At 61.4% G+C, this 18,911-nt stretch carries 16 protein-coding genes; 11 read left to right on the forward strand and 5 right to left on the reverse strand.

The window, feature by feature from the left end; genetic code table 11:
* The first annotated feature begins 90 nt into the window (after positions 1-90).
* Positions 91-1,014, forward strand: a complete 924-nt coding sequence (gene pbpG / locus HX793_RS01200) for a D-alanyl-D-alanine endopeptidase (protein ID WP_016978013.1) — start codon at positions 91-93, stop codon at positions 1,012-1,014.
* Between the two features lie 35 nt (positions 1,015-1,049).
* Here the strand turns inward: pbpG and HX793_RS01205 are convergent, their stop codons facing one another.
* Positions 1,050-1,712: a C39 family peptidase gene (locus tag HX793_RS01205; RefSeq protein WP_177050755.1), complete on the reverse strand. Its 663-nt coding sequence runs from the start codon at positions 1,710-1,712 to the stop codon at positions 1,050-1,052.
* 285 nt (positions 1,713-1,997) lie between these two features.
* On the opposite strand from HX793_RS01205, the gene HX793_RS01210 reads away from it, so the two are divergent.
* Complete coding sequence (locus HX793_RS01210) at positions 1,998-2,159, forward strand: hypothetical protein (RefSeq protein ID WP_177094225.1); 162 nt, start codon at positions 1,998-2,000, stop codon at positions 2,157-2,159.
* Here HX793_RS01210 and HX793_RS01215 read toward each other — a convergent pair.
* The gene (locus HX793_RS01215; RefSeq protein WP_016978010.1) at positions 2,156-2,566 is read right to left on the reverse strand and encodes a PA0061/PA0062 family lipoprotein; all 411 of its coding nucleotides are present in this window, start codon (positions 2,564-2,566) and stop codon (positions 2,156-2,158) included. The two genes, HX793_RS01210 and HX793_RS01215, sit on opposite strands and share 4 nt — an antisense overlap.
* A gap of 198 nt (positions 2,567-2,764) precedes the next feature.
* Between HX793_RS01215 and HX793_RS01220 the strand changes: the two genes are divergently transcribed.
* Genes HX793_RS01220 through HX793_RS01230 form a run of 3 tightly spaced genes read left to right on the forward strand, consistent with a single transcriptional unit; the run spans position 2,765 to position 8,547 of the window.
* The gene (locus tag HX793_RS01220) at positions 2,765-5,986 is read left to right on the forward strand and encodes an efflux RND transporter permease subunit (RefSeq protein WP_177050757.1); all 3,222 of its coding nucleotides are present in this window, start codon (positions 2,765-2,767) and stop codon (positions 5,984-5,986) included.
* Positions 5,976-7,145 (forward strand): efflux RND transporter periplasmic adaptor subunit, encoded by a 1,170-nt coding sequence (locus HX793_RS01225; protein WP_177094223.1) that lies wholly within the window; start codon positions 5,976-5,978, stop codon positions 7,143-7,145. Before HX793_RS01220 ends, HX793_RS01225 begins: the two co-directional genes overlap by 11 nt.
* A complete protein-coding gene (locus tag HX793_RS01230; RefSeq protein ID WP_177094221.1) occupies positions 7,129-8,547 on the forward strand; it encodes an efflux transporter outer membrane subunit in 1,419 nt (472 codons plus the stop codon). Before HX793_RS01225 ends, HX793_RS01230 begins: the two co-directional genes overlap by 17 nt.
* Positions 8,548-8,604: 57 nt before the next feature.
* Here the strand turns inward: HX793_RS01230 and HX793_RS01235 are convergent, their stop codons facing one another.
* On the reverse strand, positions 8,605-9,873 hold the full coding sequence (locus tag HX793_RS01235) for a Zn-dependent hydrolase (protein ID WP_016978006.1): 1,269 nt from the start codon (positions 9,871-9,873) through the stop codon (positions 8,605-8,607).
* 27 nt (positions 9,874-9,900) lie between these two features.
* On the reverse strand, positions 9,901-11,382 hold the full coding sequence (locus HX793_RS01240; RefSeq protein WP_016978005.1) for an NCS1 family nucleobase:cation symporter-1: 1,482 nt from the start codon (positions 11,380-11,382) through the stop codon (positions 9,901-9,903).
* Positions 11,383-11,972: 590 nt separating this feature from the next.
* Here HX793_RS01240 and hydA point away from each other — a divergent pair.
* The 3 genes from hydA to preA all read left to right on the forward strand — a co-directional run bounded on the left by hydA (position 11,973) and on the right by preA (position 16,206).
* Entirely contained in the window at positions 11,973-13,412 is a 1,440-nt protein-coding gene (hydA, locus tag HX793_RS01245; protein ID WP_033902017.1) for a dihydropyrimidinase, read from the forward strand.
* A gap of 152 nt (positions 13,413-13,564) precedes the next feature.
* Entirely contained in the window at positions 13,565-14,932 is a 1,368-nt protein-coding gene (locus tag HX793_RS01250) for an NAD(P)-dependent oxidoreductase (RefSeq protein WP_177094219.1), read from the forward strand.
* Positions 14,932-16,206 carry an NAD-dependent dihydropyrimidine dehydrogenase subunit PreA gene (gene preA / locus HX793_RS01255; protein ID WP_177094217.1) on the forward strand — a complete coding sequence of 425 codons (1,275 nt, stop codon included), beginning with the start codon at positions 14,932-14,934 and terminating at the stop codon, positions 16,204-16,206. The genes HX793_RS01250 and preA overlap by 1 nt, the downstream gene beginning before the upstream one ends.
* 122 nt (positions 16,207-16,328) lie before the next feature.
* On the opposite strand, the gene HX793_RS01260 is transcribed toward preA, so the two are convergent.
* Positions 16,329-16,949 carry a TetR/AcrR family transcriptional regulator gene (locus tag HX793_RS01260; protein WP_010209389.1) on the reverse strand — a complete coding sequence of 207 codons (621 nt, stop codon included), beginning with the start codon at positions 16,947-16,949 and terminating at the stop codon, positions 16,329-16,331.
* A 143-nt stretch (positions 16,950-17,092) separates the two neighbouring features.
* Here HX793_RS01260 and HX793_RS01265 point away from each other — a divergent pair, with 143 nt between their 5' ends.
* Genes HX793_RS01265 through copD form a run of 3 tightly spaced genes read left to right on the forward strand, consistent with a single transcriptional unit; the run spans position 17,093 to position 18,781 of the window.
* Positions 17,093-17,536 carry a GNAT family N-acetyltransferase gene (locus HX793_RS01265; RefSeq protein ID WP_016978000.1) on the forward strand — a complete coding sequence of 148 codons (444 nt, stop codon included), beginning with the start codon at positions 17,093-17,095 and terminating at the stop codon, positions 17,534-17,536.
* 18 nt (positions 17,537-17,554) lie between these two features.
* A complete protein-coding gene (gene copC, locus HX793_RS01270) occupies positions 17,555-17,920 on the forward strand; it encodes a copper homeostasis periplasmic binding protein CopC (RefSeq protein WP_177094215.1) in 366 nt (121 codons plus the stop codon).
* A 3-nt stretch (positions 17,921-17,923) separates the two neighbouring features.
* Positions 17,924-18,781 carry a copper homeostasis membrane protein CopD gene (copD, locus tag HX793_RS01275; protein WP_177060640.1) on the forward strand — a complete coding sequence of 286 codons (858 nt, stop codon included), beginning with the start codon at positions 17,924-17,926 and terminating at the stop codon, positions 18,779-18,781.
* The last annotated feature ends 130 nt before the right edge of the window (positions 18,782-18,911 follow it).

Here is an 18,911-nt window from a genome sequence, read left to right on the forward strand (position 1 = left end):
AGTTTCTGATCCATACTCCTAAAATGTAACGGCATTTATCAAAAAACCGTTCCCGAGCGGTATTTCCTTACTTTTAGCGAGTTCATCCGCGTGAAAATTCGTCTTTCTATTGTCAGCCTATTTTTTGCTTTCACAGGCACCTTCGCGCACGCCGCCGAAACCACCCAGGCGCCGCGTGACACGTCCAAACTGCAAATCGCCTCCGGCAGCGCCATGCTGGTGGACCTGCAGACCAATAAAGTCATCTATTCCAGCAACCCCGACGTGGTGGTGCCCATCGCCTCGGTGAGCAAGTTGATGACCGGCCTGATCGTGCTGGAAGCCAAGCAGAACATGGACGAATACATCGACATCAACATCAAGGACACGCCGGAAATGAAAGGCGTGTTCTCCCGCGTGAAAATCGGCAGCGAAATGCCGCGCAAAGAAATGCTGTTGATCGCTTTGATGTCCTCGGAGAACCGCGCCGCGGCCAGCCTGGCCCACCACTACCCAGGCGGCTACCCAGCGTTCATCGCGGCGATGAACGCCAAGGCCAAGGCGCTGGGCATGACCAGTACTCATTATGTAGAACCCACTGGCCTGTCGATCCACAACGTGTCCACCGCCCGCGACCTGAGCAAGCTGCTGGCCGCCGCGCGTCACTACCCGTTGCTGAGCCAGTTGAGCACCACCAAGGAAAAGACCGTGTCGTTCCGCAAGCCCAACTACACCCTGGGCTTTTCCAACACTGACCACCTGATCAACCGCGCCAACTGGGACATCAAGCTGACCAAGACCGGCTTCACCAACCAGGCCGGCCACTGCCTGGTACTGGTGACCAGCATGGGCAACCGCCCGGTGTCGCTGGTGATCCTGGATGCCTTCGGCAAATTCACCCACTTTGCCGATGCCAGCCGTATCCGCAATTGGGTCGAGACCGGCAAGAGCGGTTCGGTACCGGATGTGGCGTTGCGCTACAAGGCCGACAAGAACCTGAAGAATCGTTCTAACGCTGCGGAAGCCCGTCGCTAAGCGGTATAGAAAAGGCGCTTTGATAGCGCCTTTTTTTATTTGCGTTCCGCCAACACCTTCAGTGCCTGCGCCGCCGCCCGCTCCTGCCCGGCCTGGGCCGTCGCATTCGCCGAGTCGCGCCAACGTTGTGCATCTACATTCGCCGGCAACTGGCTCGGGCGCTGGGTGAGGATTGCCCAACTGCCGGCGCTTTTCCATTTGGACTCAAAGTCGCTGAAGCTCATCAGCAAACGTCGATCCATGCCCGAGCGCAACAACACGGTACTTTTCTGCTGATTGAACCCCACCACGACCACGTAGTGCGCGTCCGACCACAGCCCGCCACCGATCCGCGCCATCACCGGATAACCCGCCGCTACCTGCGCCAGCACCGCCGTCAGCTTGGCCTCCAGCGGATACACCATCAGTCCGTACTCACGCGCCAGCACCTGCATATTGCGCTCAAGGTCCGCTTCGCCGTCCGGCAGATGCAACGGTTTATCCAACAGCCCCGGTGTCATGACAATGCCTTGTTGCGACAGCATGCTGGCTAAAGACGTAGGACCGGCTTGGTAAGCCTCGCTGCGAAAGGTTGGCACGCCATTGAGCTCGACGCGCTCCGGCAGGCCCGCCAGTCTCGACGGAGTGGAGGAACACGCCGCAAGGCCCAAGGCACACGCGAGGAACAAGGATGTTTTCAGGTTCGACCGTAACCGCAATTTTCTACTCTCTTGATCAACTGCCGGTGAGGGCCCCGATCATAGCCCAATCACGTTTATGTAGGAGCGAGCTTGCTCGCGAAAAACCTGAAGGCGCCGTGTTAATCCAGATAACGCGCATTCTCGTTGACGTTTTTCGCGAGCAAGCTCGCTCCTACAAAGGTCGTGGATATAGCAAAGAAGTTGGACAGACACGACCATTGGTCAATAGCAGGCAACCGTCAGGTAGCTAGACTGTCCATTGAGAAGACTGTGTGTGCCCCCTGGGGGCGAAAGGAGGCCCTAATGAGCCTTGCAACAACGATTGTCCTGTTGATCTGCGGTTGGCTGGCGGTAGCCGGCGCCATGTTGTGGGGGGTGTTGCGCATCACCCGTCGGCACCATCACCCCCACGCCAAACCCGCTGCACCCGCCAAACCCCATAAGGTGGCGGTACATCACGCCTAGCCAGGCATGCAATTGAAGTCCTGAGTCGCCGCGACCTCCTTGCCGTGACCATCCATCAAGGATGCGCGCACGGTGGTGCCCAGGCTCGACTCCACCAGGGTGTAGTGCTCACCTGCCTTGAAATCCTTGTACTCGACCCGGCCCTGGCAGTCCTGCTGGTTGTCGTCGCCTGGCTCCTCTTCAAACAGCGTCACATCCAGGCGATGGTCTCCCGGCGTCACTTCAAAGAAACGTCCGTCATCCACGCGCTTGCCGTCCACGCGTTCGGCCATCAGGTCGTTGGGGGCCTCTTCTTTCAGACCGATCCACGCTTCGCTCGGGTCGGCCTTGGGAATCGGGCCAGCGCACGCCGACAACAACAGCACAGCACCGAGGGCGGGAATCAATAACAGAGGTTTGAGTGACATGGCAGGGCTCCAAAGAAGGACGATGTGTCCAATGGGCTACAAGCTTGAGGAGCCACCCTTTGTAGAACAAATGAATACAGATGAAACGATCTTCAGCCCCTTCCTAAATGTTCCTTCACCTGGCTGAAAGGTGCGTGTTAGGTGGGTCGGGCAAGACTGCCGGGGTTTGCAATCCTGCTCCCTCCGGAGGTTTCACGCATGCTCGGGCTGGTAAAGACCGCACTGCAAAAGCCGTACACGTTTATCGTGTTGGCCATATTCATCTGCATCATCGGGCCGATGGCGGCCCTGCGTACCCCCACTGACGTTTTTCCGGACATTGGCATACCCGTGGTCGCCGTGGTCTGGCAGTACAACGGCCTGTCCCCGGACGCCATGGCCGGTCGGGTGATCTACACCTATGAACGCTCCCTGAGCACTACGGTTAACGACATCGAGCATATCGAATCGCAATCCCTGCCCGGCATGGGCATCGTCAAGATCTTCTTCCAACCCGGCGTGGATATCCGCACCGCCAACGCACAGGTGACGGCGGTATCACAAACCGTGCTCAAGCAGATGCCACCGGGCATCACGCCGCCGCTGATCCTCAACTACAGCGCCTCCACGGTGCCGATTTTGCAGATGGCGTTCTCCAGCCCCAGCCTCTCGGAAGCCAAGATCCGCGACCTGGTGCAGAACAACATTCGCCTGCCCCTGAGCGCCCTGCCCGGCCTGGCCATGCCCACACCGATGGGCGGCAAGCAACGCCAGATCACCCTGGACCTCGACCCGCAGGCGCTGGCCGCCAAAGGTTTATCGGCCCAGGACGTCGGCAATGCCTTGGCGCTGCAGAACCAGATCATCCCGGTGGGCACCGCCAAGCTCGGCCCCAACGAATACACAATCCTGCTCAACAACAGCCCCAAGGCTATCGATGAGCTGAATGACCTGCCGATCAAGACCGTCGATGGAGCCTTGATCACCATCGGTCAAGTGGCCCACGTCCGCGACGGCTCGCCGCCACAGACCAACATCGTGCGCGTCGACGGCCACCGCGCGGTCCTCATGCCGGCGCTGAAGAACGGCAGCATTTCCACCCTGTCGATCATCGACGGCATTCGCCAGATGCTGCCGCGCATCAACGAGACCCTGCCGCCGTCGCTGAAGACCTCGCTGCTGGGTGATGCCTCGGTGTTCGTCAAACAGTCAGTGGGCAGCGTGGCCCAGGAAGGCATCATCGCTGCACTGCTGACCAGTGCGATGATCCTGCTGTTCCTCGGCAGTTGGCGCTCCACCTTGATCATCGCCGCCTCGATTCCCCTGGCGGTGCTGTCGGCTATCGCGCTGCTGGCGGTCAGCGGGCAAACCCTCAACGTGATGACCCTCGGCGGGCTGGCGTTGGCGGTGGGGATCCTGGTGGACGACGCCACGGTGACCATCGAAAACATCAACTGGCACCTGGAGCAAGGCAAGGCGGTGAAGACCGCGATCCTCGACGGCGCCGCACAGATCGTTGGCCCGGCGTTCGTCTCGCTGCTATGTATTTGCATCGTGTTCGTGCCGATGTTTTTGCTGCAAGGCATCGCCGGTTACCTGTTCCGGCCGATGGCCCTGGCGGTGATCTTTGCCATGGCCAGCTCGTTCATCCTCTCGCGTACGCTGGTGCCGACCCTGGCGATGTTTCTGCTCAAGCCGCACACGCCGGAGCCAGGCGCCGGGCATCATCCGGAAGATGCATTCATCAATCATCATGAGGGTGAGCAGCACAAGAAACCACGCAATCGCGTGCTGCAATCGGTGCTGAATTTCCAGCAGGGCTTTGAACGGCACTTCTCGAACATCCGCGACGCCTACCATGGCCTGCTGACCTTGGCCTTGGGTAATCGCAAGGGCTTCATCGTCGGTTTCCTGGCCTGTGTGCTGGCGTCGTTCCTGTTGCTGCCGAGCCTCGGCCAGGACTTCTTCCCGGCCACCGACGCGGGTGCATTGGCTTTGCATGTGCGCCTGCCACTGGGCACGCGCATCGAAGAAAGCGCCGCCGCCTTCGACCGTATCGAAGCGCGGATTCGTGAAGTGATTCCCGCCGAAGAACTCGACACCATCGTCGATAACATCGGCATCCCGCTCAGCGGTATCGACATGGCCTACAGCAGCAGCGGCACCATCGGCCCGCAGGACGGTGATATCCAGGTCACGCTGAAAAAAGACCACGCGCCCACCGCCGACTACGTAAAGAAATTGCGCGAAGCCCTGCCAGAAAGTTTCCCCGGCAGCCATTTCGCATTCCTGCCGGCAGACATCAGCAGCCAGATCCTCAACTTCGGCGCCCCGGCCCCTCTGGACGTGAAAATTTCCGGGCGCAGCGATGAAGAAAACCGCGCCTATGCGGTGGAACTGGAACGGCGCCTGCAACACGTACCGGGCATCGCCGACCTGCGCATCCAGCAGTCCACCGGCTACCCGTCCTTGCAGGTCAACGTCGACCGCCTGCGCGCCAATGGCCTGGGCATCACCGAGCGTGACGTGACCAACAGTATGGTCGCCTCCCTCGCCGGCAGTTCCCAAGTGGCACCGACCTTCTGGCTCAACCCGGCCAACGGCGTGTCCTATTCCATCGTCGCCGCCACCCCGCAATATCGCCTCGACAGCCTGCCTTCGCTGGAAGCGCTGCCGGTGACCGGCGCCGACGGCCAATCGCAGATCCTTGGCGGCGTGGCCACCATCTCCCGCGTGCAAAGCCCGGCGGTGGTGACTCATTACAACATCGAACCGACCCTGGACCTGTACGCCAACGTGCAAGGCCGCGACCTCGGCGGCGTGGCCCGTGACGTGCAGAAAGTGCTGGATGACACCGCGTCCATGCGGCCCAAAGGCGCAGTGATCAGCCTGCACGGGCAGATCGATGCGTTGCACGAAGCCTTCAGCGGTTTGAGCTTTGGCTTGCTTGGCGCGGTGGTGCTGATCTACCTGCTGATCGTGGTCAACTTCCAGTCGTGGGTCGATCCGTTCGTGATCATCACCGCCTTGCCTGCGGCGCTGGCAGGGATCGTGTGGATGCTGTTCCTCAGCGGCACCTCGTTGTCGGTGCCCGCCTTGACCGGCGCGATCCTGTGCATGGGCGTGGCAACCGCCAACTCGATTCTGGTGGTGAGCTTCTGCCGTGAACGCCTGGCCGAACATGGCGATGCGCTCAAGGCCGCGCTGGAAGCCGGTTACACCCGCTTTCGCCCGGTGTGCATGACCGCCCTGGCGATGATCATCGGCATGCTGCCCCTGGCGATTTCCGAGGAGCAGAACGCCCCGCTCGGCCGTGCGGTGATCGGTGGCTTGATCCTCGCCACCACCGCCACCCTGTTGTTTGTCCCCGTGGTCTTCAGCCTGGTCCACGGCCGTCACCCTACTCGCGCCACTGCTGGAGAAACGCCTCATGTCGTCTGATCACAAACCCTCGCGCAAGCGTCTGATGCTCATGGGTGTCGGCGGCCTGACCCTGGCCGCCCTGTTGGTCGCCAACGGCCTGCATGCCCGCACGCTGCACGAACAATCGGTCACCGCCTGGACCGAAACCGCCGCCATCCCGCAGGTGATGGTGTTCCAACCGCAGCAGAATGTCGCCGGCGATACCCTGCGCTTGCCGGCGCACCTGGAAGCCTGGAGCAAGGCGCCGATTCACGCCCGTGTCAGCGGCTACTTGAAGGACTGGAAAGCCGACATCGGCACCCAGGTCAAAGCCGGGCAAACTCTCGCCGAGATCGACAGCCCCGACCTGGATCAGCAACTGGCGCAAACCCACGCCCGACTGGTACAGGAACAGGCCAACGCACGCCTGGCCGAAACCACCGCTACCCGCTGGCAAAACCTGCTCGCCAGCCATTCGGTATCGCGCCAGGAGGCCGATGAAAAAACCTCCAATGCCGCTGCCGCAAAAGCCAAGGCCGAAGCCGCCGCTGCCGACTATGCGCGGCTGTCCGCACTGGAAAGCTACAAGACGATCCGCGCGCCATTCGCCGGCACCATCACCGCGCGCAACACCGATATCGGCCAGTTGATCAAGGCCGACACCGACAGTGATCCGGAACTGTTCAACATCGCCGACACCCACCAACTGCGCCTGTATGTGCCTGTGCCGCAGAACTACGCGGCGGTCATCCACCCAGGCCTCGAAGCCGAGCTGACCGTGCCCGAGCACCCCGGCGAACACTTCAAGGCGCACTTGATCGGTGATTCCACCGCCATCGACCGCCGTTCCGGCACCCTGCTCGCGCAGTTCGTCGCCGACAACCCCAATGGGGAGTTGCTGCCCGGCGACTATGCCGAAGCCACCCTGCCGATTCCGGCGGATACCCATGGCGTGAGCATCCCGGCCAGCGCATTGATCTTCCGCGCCCAAGGCACACAGGTGGCGGTGTTGGATGCGCAGAATCACGTGCACCTGCAGGACATTCACATCGGCCTCGACCTGGGCGAACGCCTGGTCATCGACCAAGGCCTGAAACCCGCCGACCGCGTGGTCGACAACCCGCCGGACGCCCTGCGTGAAGGCGACCCGGTACAACTGGCCGATGCCGCCGGAGGTGCGCATGCGCCTAAGGCTTAAACCCCTGGCAGCGCTGATGCTGCTGGCGTTGCAGGGCTGCTCGATGGCGCCGGCCTACAAGGTGCCGAGTGTTGATTTACCGGCCGGCTACCGCGAACAGACCAGCGATGGCCCCTGGCACAGCGCGCAACCGTCCGATCAACTGGCCCCCGAATGGTGGACGCTCTACCACGATTCGCGCCTGAATGACCTGCAACAGCAACTGCTCAAGGCCAACCCGGATTTGGCGGCGGCGCTGGCGCACTTCGACGCGTCCCAGGCCTATGCCAGCCAGTTGCATGCGGGGTTGTTCCCGCAGATCACCGCCAGCGCGCAGCCGTTGCGCCAGCGCCAATCGGACTCGCGCCCGCTGCGAGGTGATACGCAGCCGTCGGTCTACAACAGCAATACCGCAGGGTTTTCACTGAGCTACGACCTGGACCTGTGGGGCAAAATCCGCAACCAGGTGGCGGCCGGTGATGCCCAGGCACAGGCATCCGGCGATGATTTGGCGGTGGCGCGCTTGAGCCTGCAACATCAGTTGGCGACGTTGTACGTGCAGCTCAACGGGATGGATGCGCAGGCGCGGATTCTCAACAGTTCGCTGGAGGATTTCGGCCAGGCGTTGCAGCTGACCCGTAGCCGGTATGAGGGGCAGATTGCTTCGGAGCTGGACCTCACGCGCGCGCAGAATCAACTGGCCGAGGCCAAGGCGCAATGGGACGAAGTGCGCGGGCAGCGCAATCTGACCGAGCATGCCATAGGAGAACTAGTGGGTGTGGCAGCCAGCGATTTTTCGTTACCGCCGAGCACGCAATTGATCGCCTTGCCGGGGATACCCTCGCAATTGCCTAGCCACCTGCTGCAACGTCGTCCAGATATTGCAGCGGCCGAGCGACGAGTCTTTGCCGCCAACGCCAACATCGGCGTGGCCAAGGCGGCGTGGTATCCGGATTTCAGTCTGACGGGGTTGATTGGCGGGCAGACTCAGGGGGTCGGTAACCTGCTGTCCGCGGGCAATCGCTATTGGGCATTGGGGCCGTTGGTGAATTTGCCGATCTTCGACGGCGGTCGTCTAAGCGCCAACGAACGCCAGGCCAAGGCCGAGTTTGAAGAGGCGTCAGCGCAGTACCGCAGCCAGGTGCTGAAAGCCGTGCGTGAAGTCGAGGACAACCTGGCGCAATTGCGGGACCTGCAGCAGGAAGCACAGGACGAACAAGCGGCAGCGGATGCAGCGCAGCACACGCAAGCGCTGGCGATGAACAGCTATCAGGCCGGGGCCGTGAGTTATCTGGATGTGGTGACGGCGCAGACGGCGGCGTTACAGGCGCAGCGGACATTGCAGGCGGTGCAGACGCGGCAGTTGCAGGCGAGTGTCGGGCTGGTGACTGCGCTGGGTGGCGGCTGGCGACCCTCTTCCTGACACTGTCCATTCTCCGTAGGAGCCGGCTTGCCGGCTCCTACGGAGGGCGGTGATGGCTTAGGCGGCGAGCTTGCCGCTGGCGATTGCCGCCGACGCCGCCACCATTGCCCTTAACAACACCGCGCACCCCGCTGCCAGATCATCCGGCGCGGCATTCTCGATTTCGTTGTGGCTGATGCCACCTTCACAGGGCACAAATATCATCCCCGCCGGCCCAAGCTCTGCGACGAAAATAGCGTCGTGCCCTGCCCCGCTGACGATATCCATGTTCGACAGGCCCAGGCTATTTGCCGCATCGCGCACAGCGTCCACGCAGCCTTTGTCGAAATACAGCGGCGGGAAGTCCGCCGTAGGCTCCATTTCGAAACTCAGCCCGTGCTTGGCACAGGTCTCGTCGATGACCTTGCGCACTTCGGCAATCATCGAATCCAGTCGCGCCGGCTCCAAGTGACGGAAGTCCAAGGTCATGCGCACTTCGCCTGGAATGACGTTGCGCGATCCCGGATATGCCTGCAGGCAACCCACCGTCCCACACGCATGGGGCTGATGCCCCAACGCCGCAGCATTCACCGCCGCCACCACCGCCGCCGCGCCCACCAGGGCGTCCTTGCGCAGGTGCATCGGCGTTGGCCCCGCATGAGCCTCAACACCGCGCAGCTTCAGGTCGAACCACTTCTGCCCGAGGGCGCCCAGCACCACGCCGATGGTTTTTTTCTCATCCTCAAGAATCGGTCCCTGTTCGATATGCGCCTCGAAATAGGCGCCAACCTTATGCCCGCTGACCGGCCGCGAGCCCGCATAGCCAATCGCATTCAGCGCATCGCCCACGCTGACGCCGTCCACATCGACCTTGGCCAAGGTATCGGCCAGGGTGAATTTCTCGGCAAACACCCCGGAGCCCATCATGCACGGCGGAAAGCGCGAACCTTCCTCGTTGGTCCACACCACCACTTCCAGCGGCGCCTCGGTTTCCACGTTCAGGTCGTTGAGCGTACGCAGTACTTCCACACCGGCCAGCACACCGAAGCAACCATCGAACTTGCCGCCGGTGGGCTGGGTGTCGATATGGCTGCCGGTCATCACCGGTGGCAGGTTCGGATTGCGCCCCGGACGACGGGCGAAAATGTTGCCGATGCCATCCACCGTCACGGTGCAACCGGCCTCTTCACACCACTGTACGAACAGGTCGCGGGCCTTGCGATCCAGGTCGGTAAGGGCCAGGCGACACACACCGCCCTTGGGCGTGGCGCCGAGCTTGGCCAGGTCCATCAGCGACTGCCACAGGCGGTCGCGGTTGATTTGCAGGACGTCGAGGGCAGCATTCATGGTTGATCTCCTCAAGCTGGATTTTTCTTATGGATTGACGGCAACAGGGCTGATCCCGCGTTTGGCATTCAGGCCGTAATACAACACGCCGCCCAACGCCGAACCGGTAAACCAGCCGTAGCTGTAGAACCAGCTGAACGCATCACTGCCCAGTGACAGCAAGGTCAGCACCACCGGCACGCCAAACGCGATGAAACCACTCCAGTTCCACGCCGGGTACACGTCGTCGCGGTACAGCCCGGCGAGGTCTAGTTGCTGCTTGCGGGTGATGAAGTAGTCCACCACCATGATCCCGGCAATGGGTCCCAGCAGGCTTGAATAGCCCAGCAACCAGTTGGAATACACGGTTTCCAGGCTTACGTCGGACACGATCAGGCCGAGCTTTTTCAGCAGTTCATGGCCCATCAACGCCAGCCCCACCAGGCCGGTCAGGATCACGGCCGTGGTGCGGTTGATCAGCTTGGGCGCGATGTTCTGGAAGTCATTGGTGGGCGAGACAATGTTCGCCGCCGTGTTGGTAGACAAGGTCGCGACGATGATCAATGCCATCGCCACAGCCACCCACACCGGGCTCTGGATATGCCCGATCAGGGTCACCGGGTCGGACACGCTGACGCCCACCAGTTTCACCGAGGCGGCGGTCATGATCACGCCGAGAGCAGCGAACAGGAACATGGTCAGCGGCAGGCCGAAGATCTGCCCGAGGATCTGGTCCTTCTGGCTTTTGGCGTAGCGGCTGAAGTCCGGGATATTCAGCGATAGGGTGGCCCAGAAGCCCACCATCGCGGTGAGGCCGGCCATGAAGTAACCGGTGAGGCTCGCGCCTTCCGGGCGTTTCGGCGGGATCGCCATCAACTCACTGATCGACACGTTGGGCATCGCCCACACCAGCAGGCCAATACCCACCGCCACCAGCAACGGCGCCGACAGGGTTTCCAGCCGCTTGATCGACTCGGCGCCACGCAGCACCACCCATAGGTTCAGGCACCAGAAAATCATGAAGCCGATCACTTCACCGGTGCCGCCGAGGGACTTCCAACCCTCGAAAATCGAGCCGAGGAACAGGTGGATCGCCAGCCCACCAAACATCGTCTGGATACCAAACCAGCCACAGGCCACCAGCGCACGAATCAGGCACGGCACGTTGGAACCCAGGATGCCGAACGATGAGCGCAGCAGCACCGGAAACGGTATGCCGTACTTGGTGCCAGGGAAGGCGTTAAGCGTGAGCGGGATCAACACCACGATGTTCGCCAGCAGGATCGCCATCAGCGCCTCGCCCACCGACAAGCCGAAATACGCGGTGAGCACCCCGCCCAAGGTGTAGGTGGGCACGCAGATCGACATGCCGACCCACAGCGCGGTGATGTGCCACTTGTTCCAGGTGCGTTCGTGCACCTTGGTCGGTGCCATGTCGTGGTTGTAGCGCGGGCTGTCGAGGACGTCGGGGCCGGCGTCGAGTTCGTACAGGCCGTTGCGTTCAATGACTTGCGATCTGTTCTGTTGCATGGCCGCTCCACGGTTTTTTCGAATTATTTTTGCTCGCCTGCGGTTGGGTGCAGGCGGCCGGAGTACCTCGTAAACAACATGACATCACGGGCCCGGCCAGCCGCCACTGCACTCAATATCCGTGCCGACAACCGTTACTGAACCCGCACCGCTTATATAACGTGCTGATGTTTATCAGCTTTCCGAGTGAGCCTTCGGTACTTGCCACGTTACTCAGGCTAGATAACGTGAAAGTTGCCCGAACTGTCAGGACTCAATCTGGTGCAACACAATTATTTTTATTTCCCTGCCCCGTCAAGAGGCAAGTCTCAAGCGTCTGATTTGCAATAAGAAATGTTGCTCAATTTAAGAACCTGTCAAGTGCGTCAAAATGGTGATAGCACGCTACATTTTGGTGACTTTTAATTTTTATTCATATAAATCAGATAGTTAATCAAGATATAAGCTTATGAAAAATCTTCTTGCCCAATCTAAAAACTCGGGCTAGTTTCTATTCCTGTCACCGATGACAGGAATTAACTGACCATCGGCAAGCAGCATTACAACACTTAGAACTGGCACAAGCCGGTCAAGCCTGTGAGGAACTCGACATGTCGCTGTTGATCCGTGGCGCCACCGTTATTACCCATGATGAAAGTTACCGCGCCGATGTGTTATGCGCAGGCGGTCTAATCCGGGCTATTGGTACGAATCTGGATATTCCCGCCGGCACTGAGATACTCGATGGCAGCGGCCAATACCTGATGCCCGGCGGCATCGATCCCCATACCCATATGCAACTGCCCTTCATGGGCACCGTGGCCAGTGAAGACTTTTTCAGTGGCACGGCGGCAGGCCTGGCGGGCGGCACCACGTCGATCATCGACTTTGTGATTCCCAACCCGCAGCAATCCCTGTTGGAAGCGTTTCACCAGTGGCGTGGCTGGGCGGAAAAATCCGCCTCGGACTACGGCTTCCACGTGGCGATCACCTGGTGGAGCGAACAGGTGCGTGAGGAAATGGCCGAGCTGGTCAGCCACCACGGCATCAACAGCTTCAAGCATTTCATGGCCTACAAGAACGCGATCATGGCGGCGGACGACACCCTTGTCGCCAGTTTCGAACGCTGCCTGGAACTGGGCGCGGTGCCCACCGTGCACGCGGAAAACGGCGAGCTGGTGTACCACCTGCAACGCAAGCTGATGGCCCAGGGCATTACCGGGCCCGAGGCGCATCCGCTGTCGCGCCCTTCGCAAGTCGAAGGCGAAGCAGCCAGCCGCGCCATCCGCATCGCCGAGACCATCGGCACGCCGCTCTACCTGGTGCACGTGTCGACCCAGGAAGCGTTGGATGAAATCACCTACGCCCGCAGCAAAGGCCAGCCGGTCTACGGCGAAGTGCTGGCCGGCCACTTGTTGCTGGACGACAGCGTCTACCAGCACCCGGACTGGCAAACCGCCGCTGGCTACGTGATGAGCCCGCCTTTCCGTCCGCGCGGGCATCAGGAAGCGCTGTGGCATGGCCTGCAATCCGGCAACCTGCACACCACCGCCACCGATCACTGCTGCTTCTGCGCCGAGCAGAAAGCCGCTGGCCGTGACGACTTCAGCAAGATCCCCAACGGCACCGCCGGCATCGAAGACCGCATGGCGCTGCTGTGGGATGAAGGGGTCAACACTGGGCGCCTGTCGATGCAGGAATTTGTCGCGCTGACCTCCACCAACACCGCGAAGATCTTCAACCTCTACCCGCGCAAAGGCGCGATCCGCGTGGGCGCCGATGCCGACCTGGTGCTGTGGGATCCCGAGGGTACGCGGACCATTTCCGCCAAGACCCATCACCAGAAAGTCGACTTCAACATCTTCGAAGGCAAGACCGTGCGCGGCGTACCGAGCCACACCATCAGCCAGGGCAAGCTGGTCTGGGCCGATGGCGACCTGCGCGCCGAGCGCGGTGCCGGGCGGTATGTGGAGCGGCCGACGTATCCGCCGGTGTTTGAGCAGTTGAGCAAGCGGGCTGCGCATTCCAAGCCAGTGGCTGTGAAACGCTGAAGCCGCCTTCGCGGGCAAGCCCCCTCCCACATTTGATCGGGTTCACACAGTTCAAATGTGGGAGCTGGCTTGCCTGCGATGAGGCCAGTACAGGCAACACAAAAACCAATGCCCATCAGAGGCAGCACCTCAATAACCGTGAGGCCAACACCGTGATCCAGACCCTGACCCACCTCCCCCATCCCGCTGAGGATGGACCGACGCTCGCCAGCCATTTCACCGACCTGGCGCCACCGCTCAACGCCCGACAAGCCCAGCTTGAAGCCTCGCGCTGCTTGTACTGCTACGACGCGCCGTGCGTAAACGCATGCCCCAGCGAGATCGACATCCCGTCGTTCATCCGCAACATCCACACCGAAAACGTACAAGGCGCCGCGCAGAAAATCCTCTCGGCCAACATCCTCGGCGGCAGTTGCGCCCGGGTCTGCCCCACCGAGATCCTCTGCCAGCAGGCCTGCGTGCGTAACAACGCCGAAGAATGCGCCCCGGTGCTGATCGGCCTGTTGCAACGTTATGCCGTCGACAATGCGCACTTCAGCGAACACCCCTTCCATCGCGCCGCCGCTACCGGCAAGCGCATCGCCGTGGTCGGCGCCGGGCCTGCGGGGCTGTCCTGTGCCCACCGCAGTGCCTTGCACGGCCATGACGTGGTGATCTTCGAAGCGCGGGAAAAGGCCGGCGGCCTGAATGAATACGGGATCGCCAAGTACAAGCTGGTGGATGACTTCGCGCAAAAGGAGCTGGATTTCCTCCTGCAGATCGGTGGCATCGAGATTCGCCACGGCCAACGCCTGGGCGACAACCTGACGTTGAGCGAGCTGCACCAGCAATTCGACTCGGTGTTCCTCAGCCTCGGCCTGGCCGCCAGCAAACAACTCGGCCTGCCCCATGAAGACGCCCCCGGCCTGCTCGCCGCCACCGATTACATCCGCGAGCTGCGCCAGGCCGATGACCTCACCCAACTGCCCCTGGCCGATCGCTGCATCGTGCTCGGCGCCGGCAACACCGCCATCGACATGGCCGTGCAGATGGCCCGTCTCGGTGCCCGCGATGTGAACCTCGTGTACCGCCGTGGCTTGGCGGACATGGGCGCCACTCATCACGAACAGGACATCGCCAAGGCCAACCAGGTCCGCCTGCTGACCTGGGCCCAGCCGGAGGCAGTGCTGCTGGACGATCAGGGCCATGTGCGCGGCATGCGCTTCTTGCGTACGCGTATGGAAAACGGTCGCCTGCACCCCACTGGCGAAACCTTCGAACTGGCGGCCGATGCGATCTTCAAGGCCATTGGCCAGGGCTTCGACAGCGAGGCACTGCACGATCCGCTGGCCCAGCAACTGCAGCGTGTCGGCGGGAGGATCTTCGTCGATGAACAGCTGCGCACCAGCATTCCCGGGGTGTACGCGGGCGGCGATTGCGTCAGCCTCGGCCAGGACCTCACCGTGCAAGCCGTGCAACACGGCAAGCTGGCCGCCGAGGCCATCCATGCCCAACTCATGCTGAATGTGGAGGCTGCGTAATGGCCGATCTCTCGATTGTGTTTGCCGGTATCAAAGCCCCCAATCCATTCTGGCTGGCCTCCGCGCCGCCTACCGACAAGGCCTACAACGTGGTGCGCGCCTTCGAAGCCGGTTGGGGCGGCGTGGTGTGGAAAACCCTGGGCGAGGACCCGGCGGCGGTCAACGTGTCGTCGCGCTACTCGGCGCACTACGGCGCCAACCGTGAAGTGCTGGGCATCAACAATATCGAGCTGATCACCGACCGCTCGCTGGAGATCAACCTGCGGGAAATCACCCAGGTGAAAAAGGATTGGCCCGACCGCGCGCTGATCGTGTCGCTGATGGTGCCGTGCGTCGAGGAGTCCTGGAAAAACATCCTGCCGCTGGTGGAAGCCACCGGCTGCGACGGTATCGAACTGAACTTCGGTTGCCCCCACGGCATGCCCGAACGCGGCATGGGCGCGGCGGTGGGCCAGGTGCCTGAGTACGTGGAACAGGTGACACGCTGGTGCAAGACCTATTGCTCGCTGCCGGTGATCGTCAAGCTCACGCCGAATATCACCGACATCCGCGTGGCGGCGCGGGCGGCGTATCGCGGCGGCGCGGATGCGGTGTCGCTGATCAACACCATCAACTCCATCACCAGCGTCGACCTGGAACGCATGGTCGCGCTGCCCGTCGTCGGTACGCAAAGCACCCACGGCGGTTATTGCGGCTCGGCGGTCAAGCCGATCGCGCTGAACATGGTCGCCGAAATCGCCCGCGACCCGCAGACCCAGGGCCTGCCGATCTGCGGCATTGGCGGCATCGGCAATTGGCGTGACGCGGCGGAGTTTGTCGCCCTGGGCTGCGGTGCGGTGCAGGTGTGCACCGCGGCGATGCTGCATGGGTTTCGGATTGTGGAGGAGATGAAGGACGGGTTGTCACGATGGATGGACAGTCAGGGCTACAACAGCCTGCAGGATTTTTCCGGGAGGGCGGTGGGTAATACGACGGACTGGAAGTATCTGGATATCAACTATCAGGTGATTGCGAAGATCGATCAGGAGGCGTGCATTGGCTGTGGGCGTTGCCATATTGCCTGTGAGGACACCTCGCACCAGGCCATTTCGAGTTTGAAACAGGCGGATGGGACGCATAAATACAAGGTGATCGATGACGAGTGCGTGGGCTGCAACCTGTGCCAGATCACCTGCCCGGTAGCGGATTGTATCGAGATGGTGCCGATGGACACGGGCAAGCCGTTTTTGAATTGGACGCAGGATCCGAGGAATCCCTACCGGGAGGCGGTGTAGCCCTTCAGATAGCTATCGCAGGCAAGCCAGCTCCCACATTTGACTGCATTCCTTCAGACAAAATGCGTTGAACTGTGGGAGCTGGCTTGCCTGCGATGAGGCCATCTACGTCACCATAAGGCTCAAGGCTCCAACCCAATCCCCCGCAAAATCACACTCGTCACCGTCTGAATCGCCTTCTCGAACTGCATGTCCGACAACGGCTGGTGCTCATTCAGGATCTTCACCTGATGATCAAAGTCGGCATAGTGCTGGGTCGAGGCCCAGATCATGTACAGCAGGCTCGACGGCTCCACTGGCAGGATGCGTTTGTCTTCCACCCACTGGCGAATTTTCGCTTCCTTCATCTTGGCCCAGTCGTACAGGCTCTCATCCAGCGCCTCACCGAGCGTTGGCGCGCCGTGGATGATTTCATTGGCCCAGACTTTCGAACCATAGGGCCGGGTGCGCGAGCGTTGCATCTTGGCGCGGATGTAGCTGCTGAGTACCACCCGTGGGTCATCGAAGGTTTCGAAGCTCAGGGCGTCCTGCTTCCACACTTCCAGCAGGTCGAACAGCACGGCGCTGTACAGCTCGCTCTTGGTGGTGAAGTAGTAATGCAGGTTGGAGCGCGGCAATTGCACTTCTTCGGCGATATCCGCCATGGCGGTGCTGCCGTAGCCTTTTTCGGCGAAGATTTTCTCCGCCGCCAGCAGGATTTTCTCGACGTTGACCCGACGAATCCCGATCTTGTGATTGCCCATAAGGGCTCCCTGACAACAACTTGGCTTAAAGACTACCATCGGCTCTAGATCGCGGCGACAGGCCATAAAGAAACTTCTGACGCGAACCTTTCCCCTGGAAATGGGATTGGTTAGGATCGCGGTCCCTATGAAGGATCATCGCAATGACTATTCGACCCCGCGTGGCCACCGACGACCCCGTGCTGGGCGCACTCTGGGAGCGCTCGGTGCGGGCCACCCATGACTTCCTCCCCGAGGATGACATTCAACGCCTGCTGCCCCTGGTACGCGATGCCTACCTGCCCATGCCCGCACTGGAGGTGTGGGTGTATGAAGACCGGAACGGCATCGCCGGTTTTATCGGCACCGGCGGACACAACGTGGAAATGCTGTTCATCGAGCCCGACCGCCGTGGCCAGGGCATTGGCCGCCAGTTGCTGGACCACGCCCGCGCCCGTCACGCTACCCTCACGGTGGACGTGAACGAACAAAACCCCCAGGCCGTGGGTTTCTACCTGCATTATGGTTTTATCCAGGTCGCGCGCTCGCCGCTGGATGGCGAAGGCAAGCCCTTTCCCTTGCTGCACATGGCTCTACCGACTCCCTGACCCTGAAGGTATTGAACAATGTTGATCAAGAAAAGCCTCACCACCGTCGCCCTGCTTGCCTCGCTGCTGGGCGCCTCCGCTGCATTTGCCCACGCGCACCTCAAGAGCGCTGAACCGGCGGCCGACAGCAGCGTCACCGCGCCTAAAGACCTGCGCCTGACCTTCAGCGAAGGCGTCGAGGCCACCTTCACCAAGGTGTCCCTGAGCAAGGACGGCACCGAAGTCGCCATCAAGGGCCTGGAAACACCGGACGCCGACAAAAAAGTCCTGGTCGTCACCCCGGCCACCCCCCTGGCGGCCGGCAACTACAAAGTGGTGTGGAACGCGGTCTCGGTCGACACTCATAAGAGCAACGGTGAATACAGCTTCAAAGTCGGCCAATAATCCATGGCGACGCTGCTGGTGCTGTGCCGCTTCCTGCATTTCATCGTCGTGCTGCTGATGTTCGGGGCCTGTGCATTCAGGCCCTGGCTGCTCGGCGCGCAAGCGCAGCCGGCGCTGGACCGGCAACTTGAGCGCATCACCCGTGGGTTGGCCTGGCTGGGATTGTTCTCCGGCGTGGCCTGGCTGCTGTTGATCACCGCCAGCATGGCAGGCAGTTGGGACGCGGCGCTGCAACCGGCCACCGTGCAGTTGGTGCTGGGCAAGACCTTCTTTGGCCAGGTGTGGGTGTGGCACCTGCTGCTGAATCTGGCGCTGGTGATCTTGCTGATCAAACCCTGGCGGGCACTGCGCTTGCCGGTCATCGCGCTGCTGCTGGCGACCTTGGCGCCGGTGGGCCATGGCGCCATGCTCGATGGGCTCAGCGGCCAGTTGCTGATCCTGAATCAAGTGGTGCATCTGGTGTGCGTCGGTGCCTGGCTCGGCGGCTTGCTGTTGCTGGTGTTGATCCTCAGGCAAGCGCAAGCCTTGGCGCTGGAGCCGATCCTGCGGCGGTTCAGCGGCGTGGGTTATGGGCTGGTCGCCGGTTTGCTGGTGACCGGCTTGATCAACGTGCGCGTGCTGACCGGGCAATTCTGGCCCACGCCGTTGTTCAACGGGTTCGCGCTGATTCTGTTGATCAAAGTATTTCTGGTGCTGGGCATGCTGGCGTTGGCGCTGCTGAACCGCCTGCGTATCGAGCGCTGTGAACAACGCCTGGGCAGTTTGAAGTCCAGCGTAATGCTGGAGTGGCTGCTGGGTGTTGCAGCGGTGGCCGCCGTTTCGCTGCTGGGTACCCTTCCGCCGATGGTCATGGCTGGCTAAAAAAAGCGGTTGAAATGCAATTCCATGTGGGAGCTGGCTTGCCTGCGATGGCATCGCCGCGGTGTTCCTGCCAGACCGTGTTGTCTGCATCGCAGGCAAGCCAGCTCCCACATTGACCGTGCCCGCTTTT

The organism is Pseudomonas reactans (assembly GCF_013387025.1).
Classification (GTDB): domain Bacteria; phylum Pseudomonadota; class Gammaproteobacteria; order Pseudomonadales; family Pseudomonadaceae; genus Aquipseudomonas; species Aquipseudomonas reactans.

What these genes read in the sequence shown, in the direction of transcription:
- HX793_RS01225 (WP_177094223.1), top strand. Translation starts at nt 5,976, where the DNA reads ATGTCGTCTGATCACAAACCCTCGCGCAAGCGTCTGATGCTCATGGGT.
- HX793_RS01235 (WP_016978006.1), bottom strand. Translation starts at nt 9,873, where the DNA reads ATGAATGCTGCCCTCGACGTCCTGCAAATCAACCGCGACCGCCTGTGG.
- hydA (WP_033902017.1), top strand. Translation starts at nt 11,973, where the DNA reads ATGTCGCTGTTGATCCGTGGCGCCACCGTTATTACCCATGATGAAAGT.
- copC (WP_177094215.1), top strand. Translation starts at nt 17,555, where the DNA reads ATGTTGATCAAGAAAAGCCTCACCACCGTCGCCCTGCTTGCCTCGCTG.
- HX793_RS01240 (WP_016978005.1), bottom strand. Translation starts at nt 11,382, where the DNA reads ATGCAACAGAACAGATCGCAAGTCATTGAACGCAACGGCCTGTACGAA.
- copD (WP_177060640.1), top strand. Translation starts at nt 17,924, where the DNA reads ATGGCGACGCTGCTGGTGCTGTGCCGCTTCCTGCATTTCATCGTCGTG.
- HX793_RS01230 (WP_177094221.1), top strand. Translation starts at nt 7,129, where the DNA reads ATGCGCCTAAGGCTTAAACCCCTGGCAGCGCTGATGCTGCTGGCGTTG.
- HX793_RS01210 (WP_177094225.1), top strand. Translation starts at nt 1,998, where the DNA reads ATGAGCCTTGCAACAACGATTGTCCTGTTGATCTGCGGTTGGCTGGCG.
- HX793_RS01260 (WP_010209389.1), bottom strand. Translation starts at nt 16,949, where the DNA reads ATGGGCAATCACAAGATCGGGATTCGTCGGGTCAACGTCGAGAAAATC.
- HX793_RS01215 (WP_016978010.1), bottom strand. Translation starts at nt 2,566, where the DNA reads ATGTCACTCAAACCTCTGTTATTGATTCCCGCCCTCGGTGCTGTGCTG.
- preA (WP_177094217.1), top strand. Translation starts at nt 14,932, where the DNA reads ATGGCCGATCTCTCGATTGTGTTTGCCGGTATCAAAGCCCCCAATCCA.
- HX793_RS01265 (WP_016978000.1), top strand. Translation starts at nt 17,093, where the DNA reads ATGACTATTCGACCCCGCGTGGCCACCGACGACCCCGTGCTGGGCGCA.
- HX793_RS01220 (WP_177050757.1), top strand. Translation starts at nt 2,765, where the DNA reads ATGCTCGGGCTGGTAAAGACCGCACTGCAAAAGCCGTACACGTTTATC.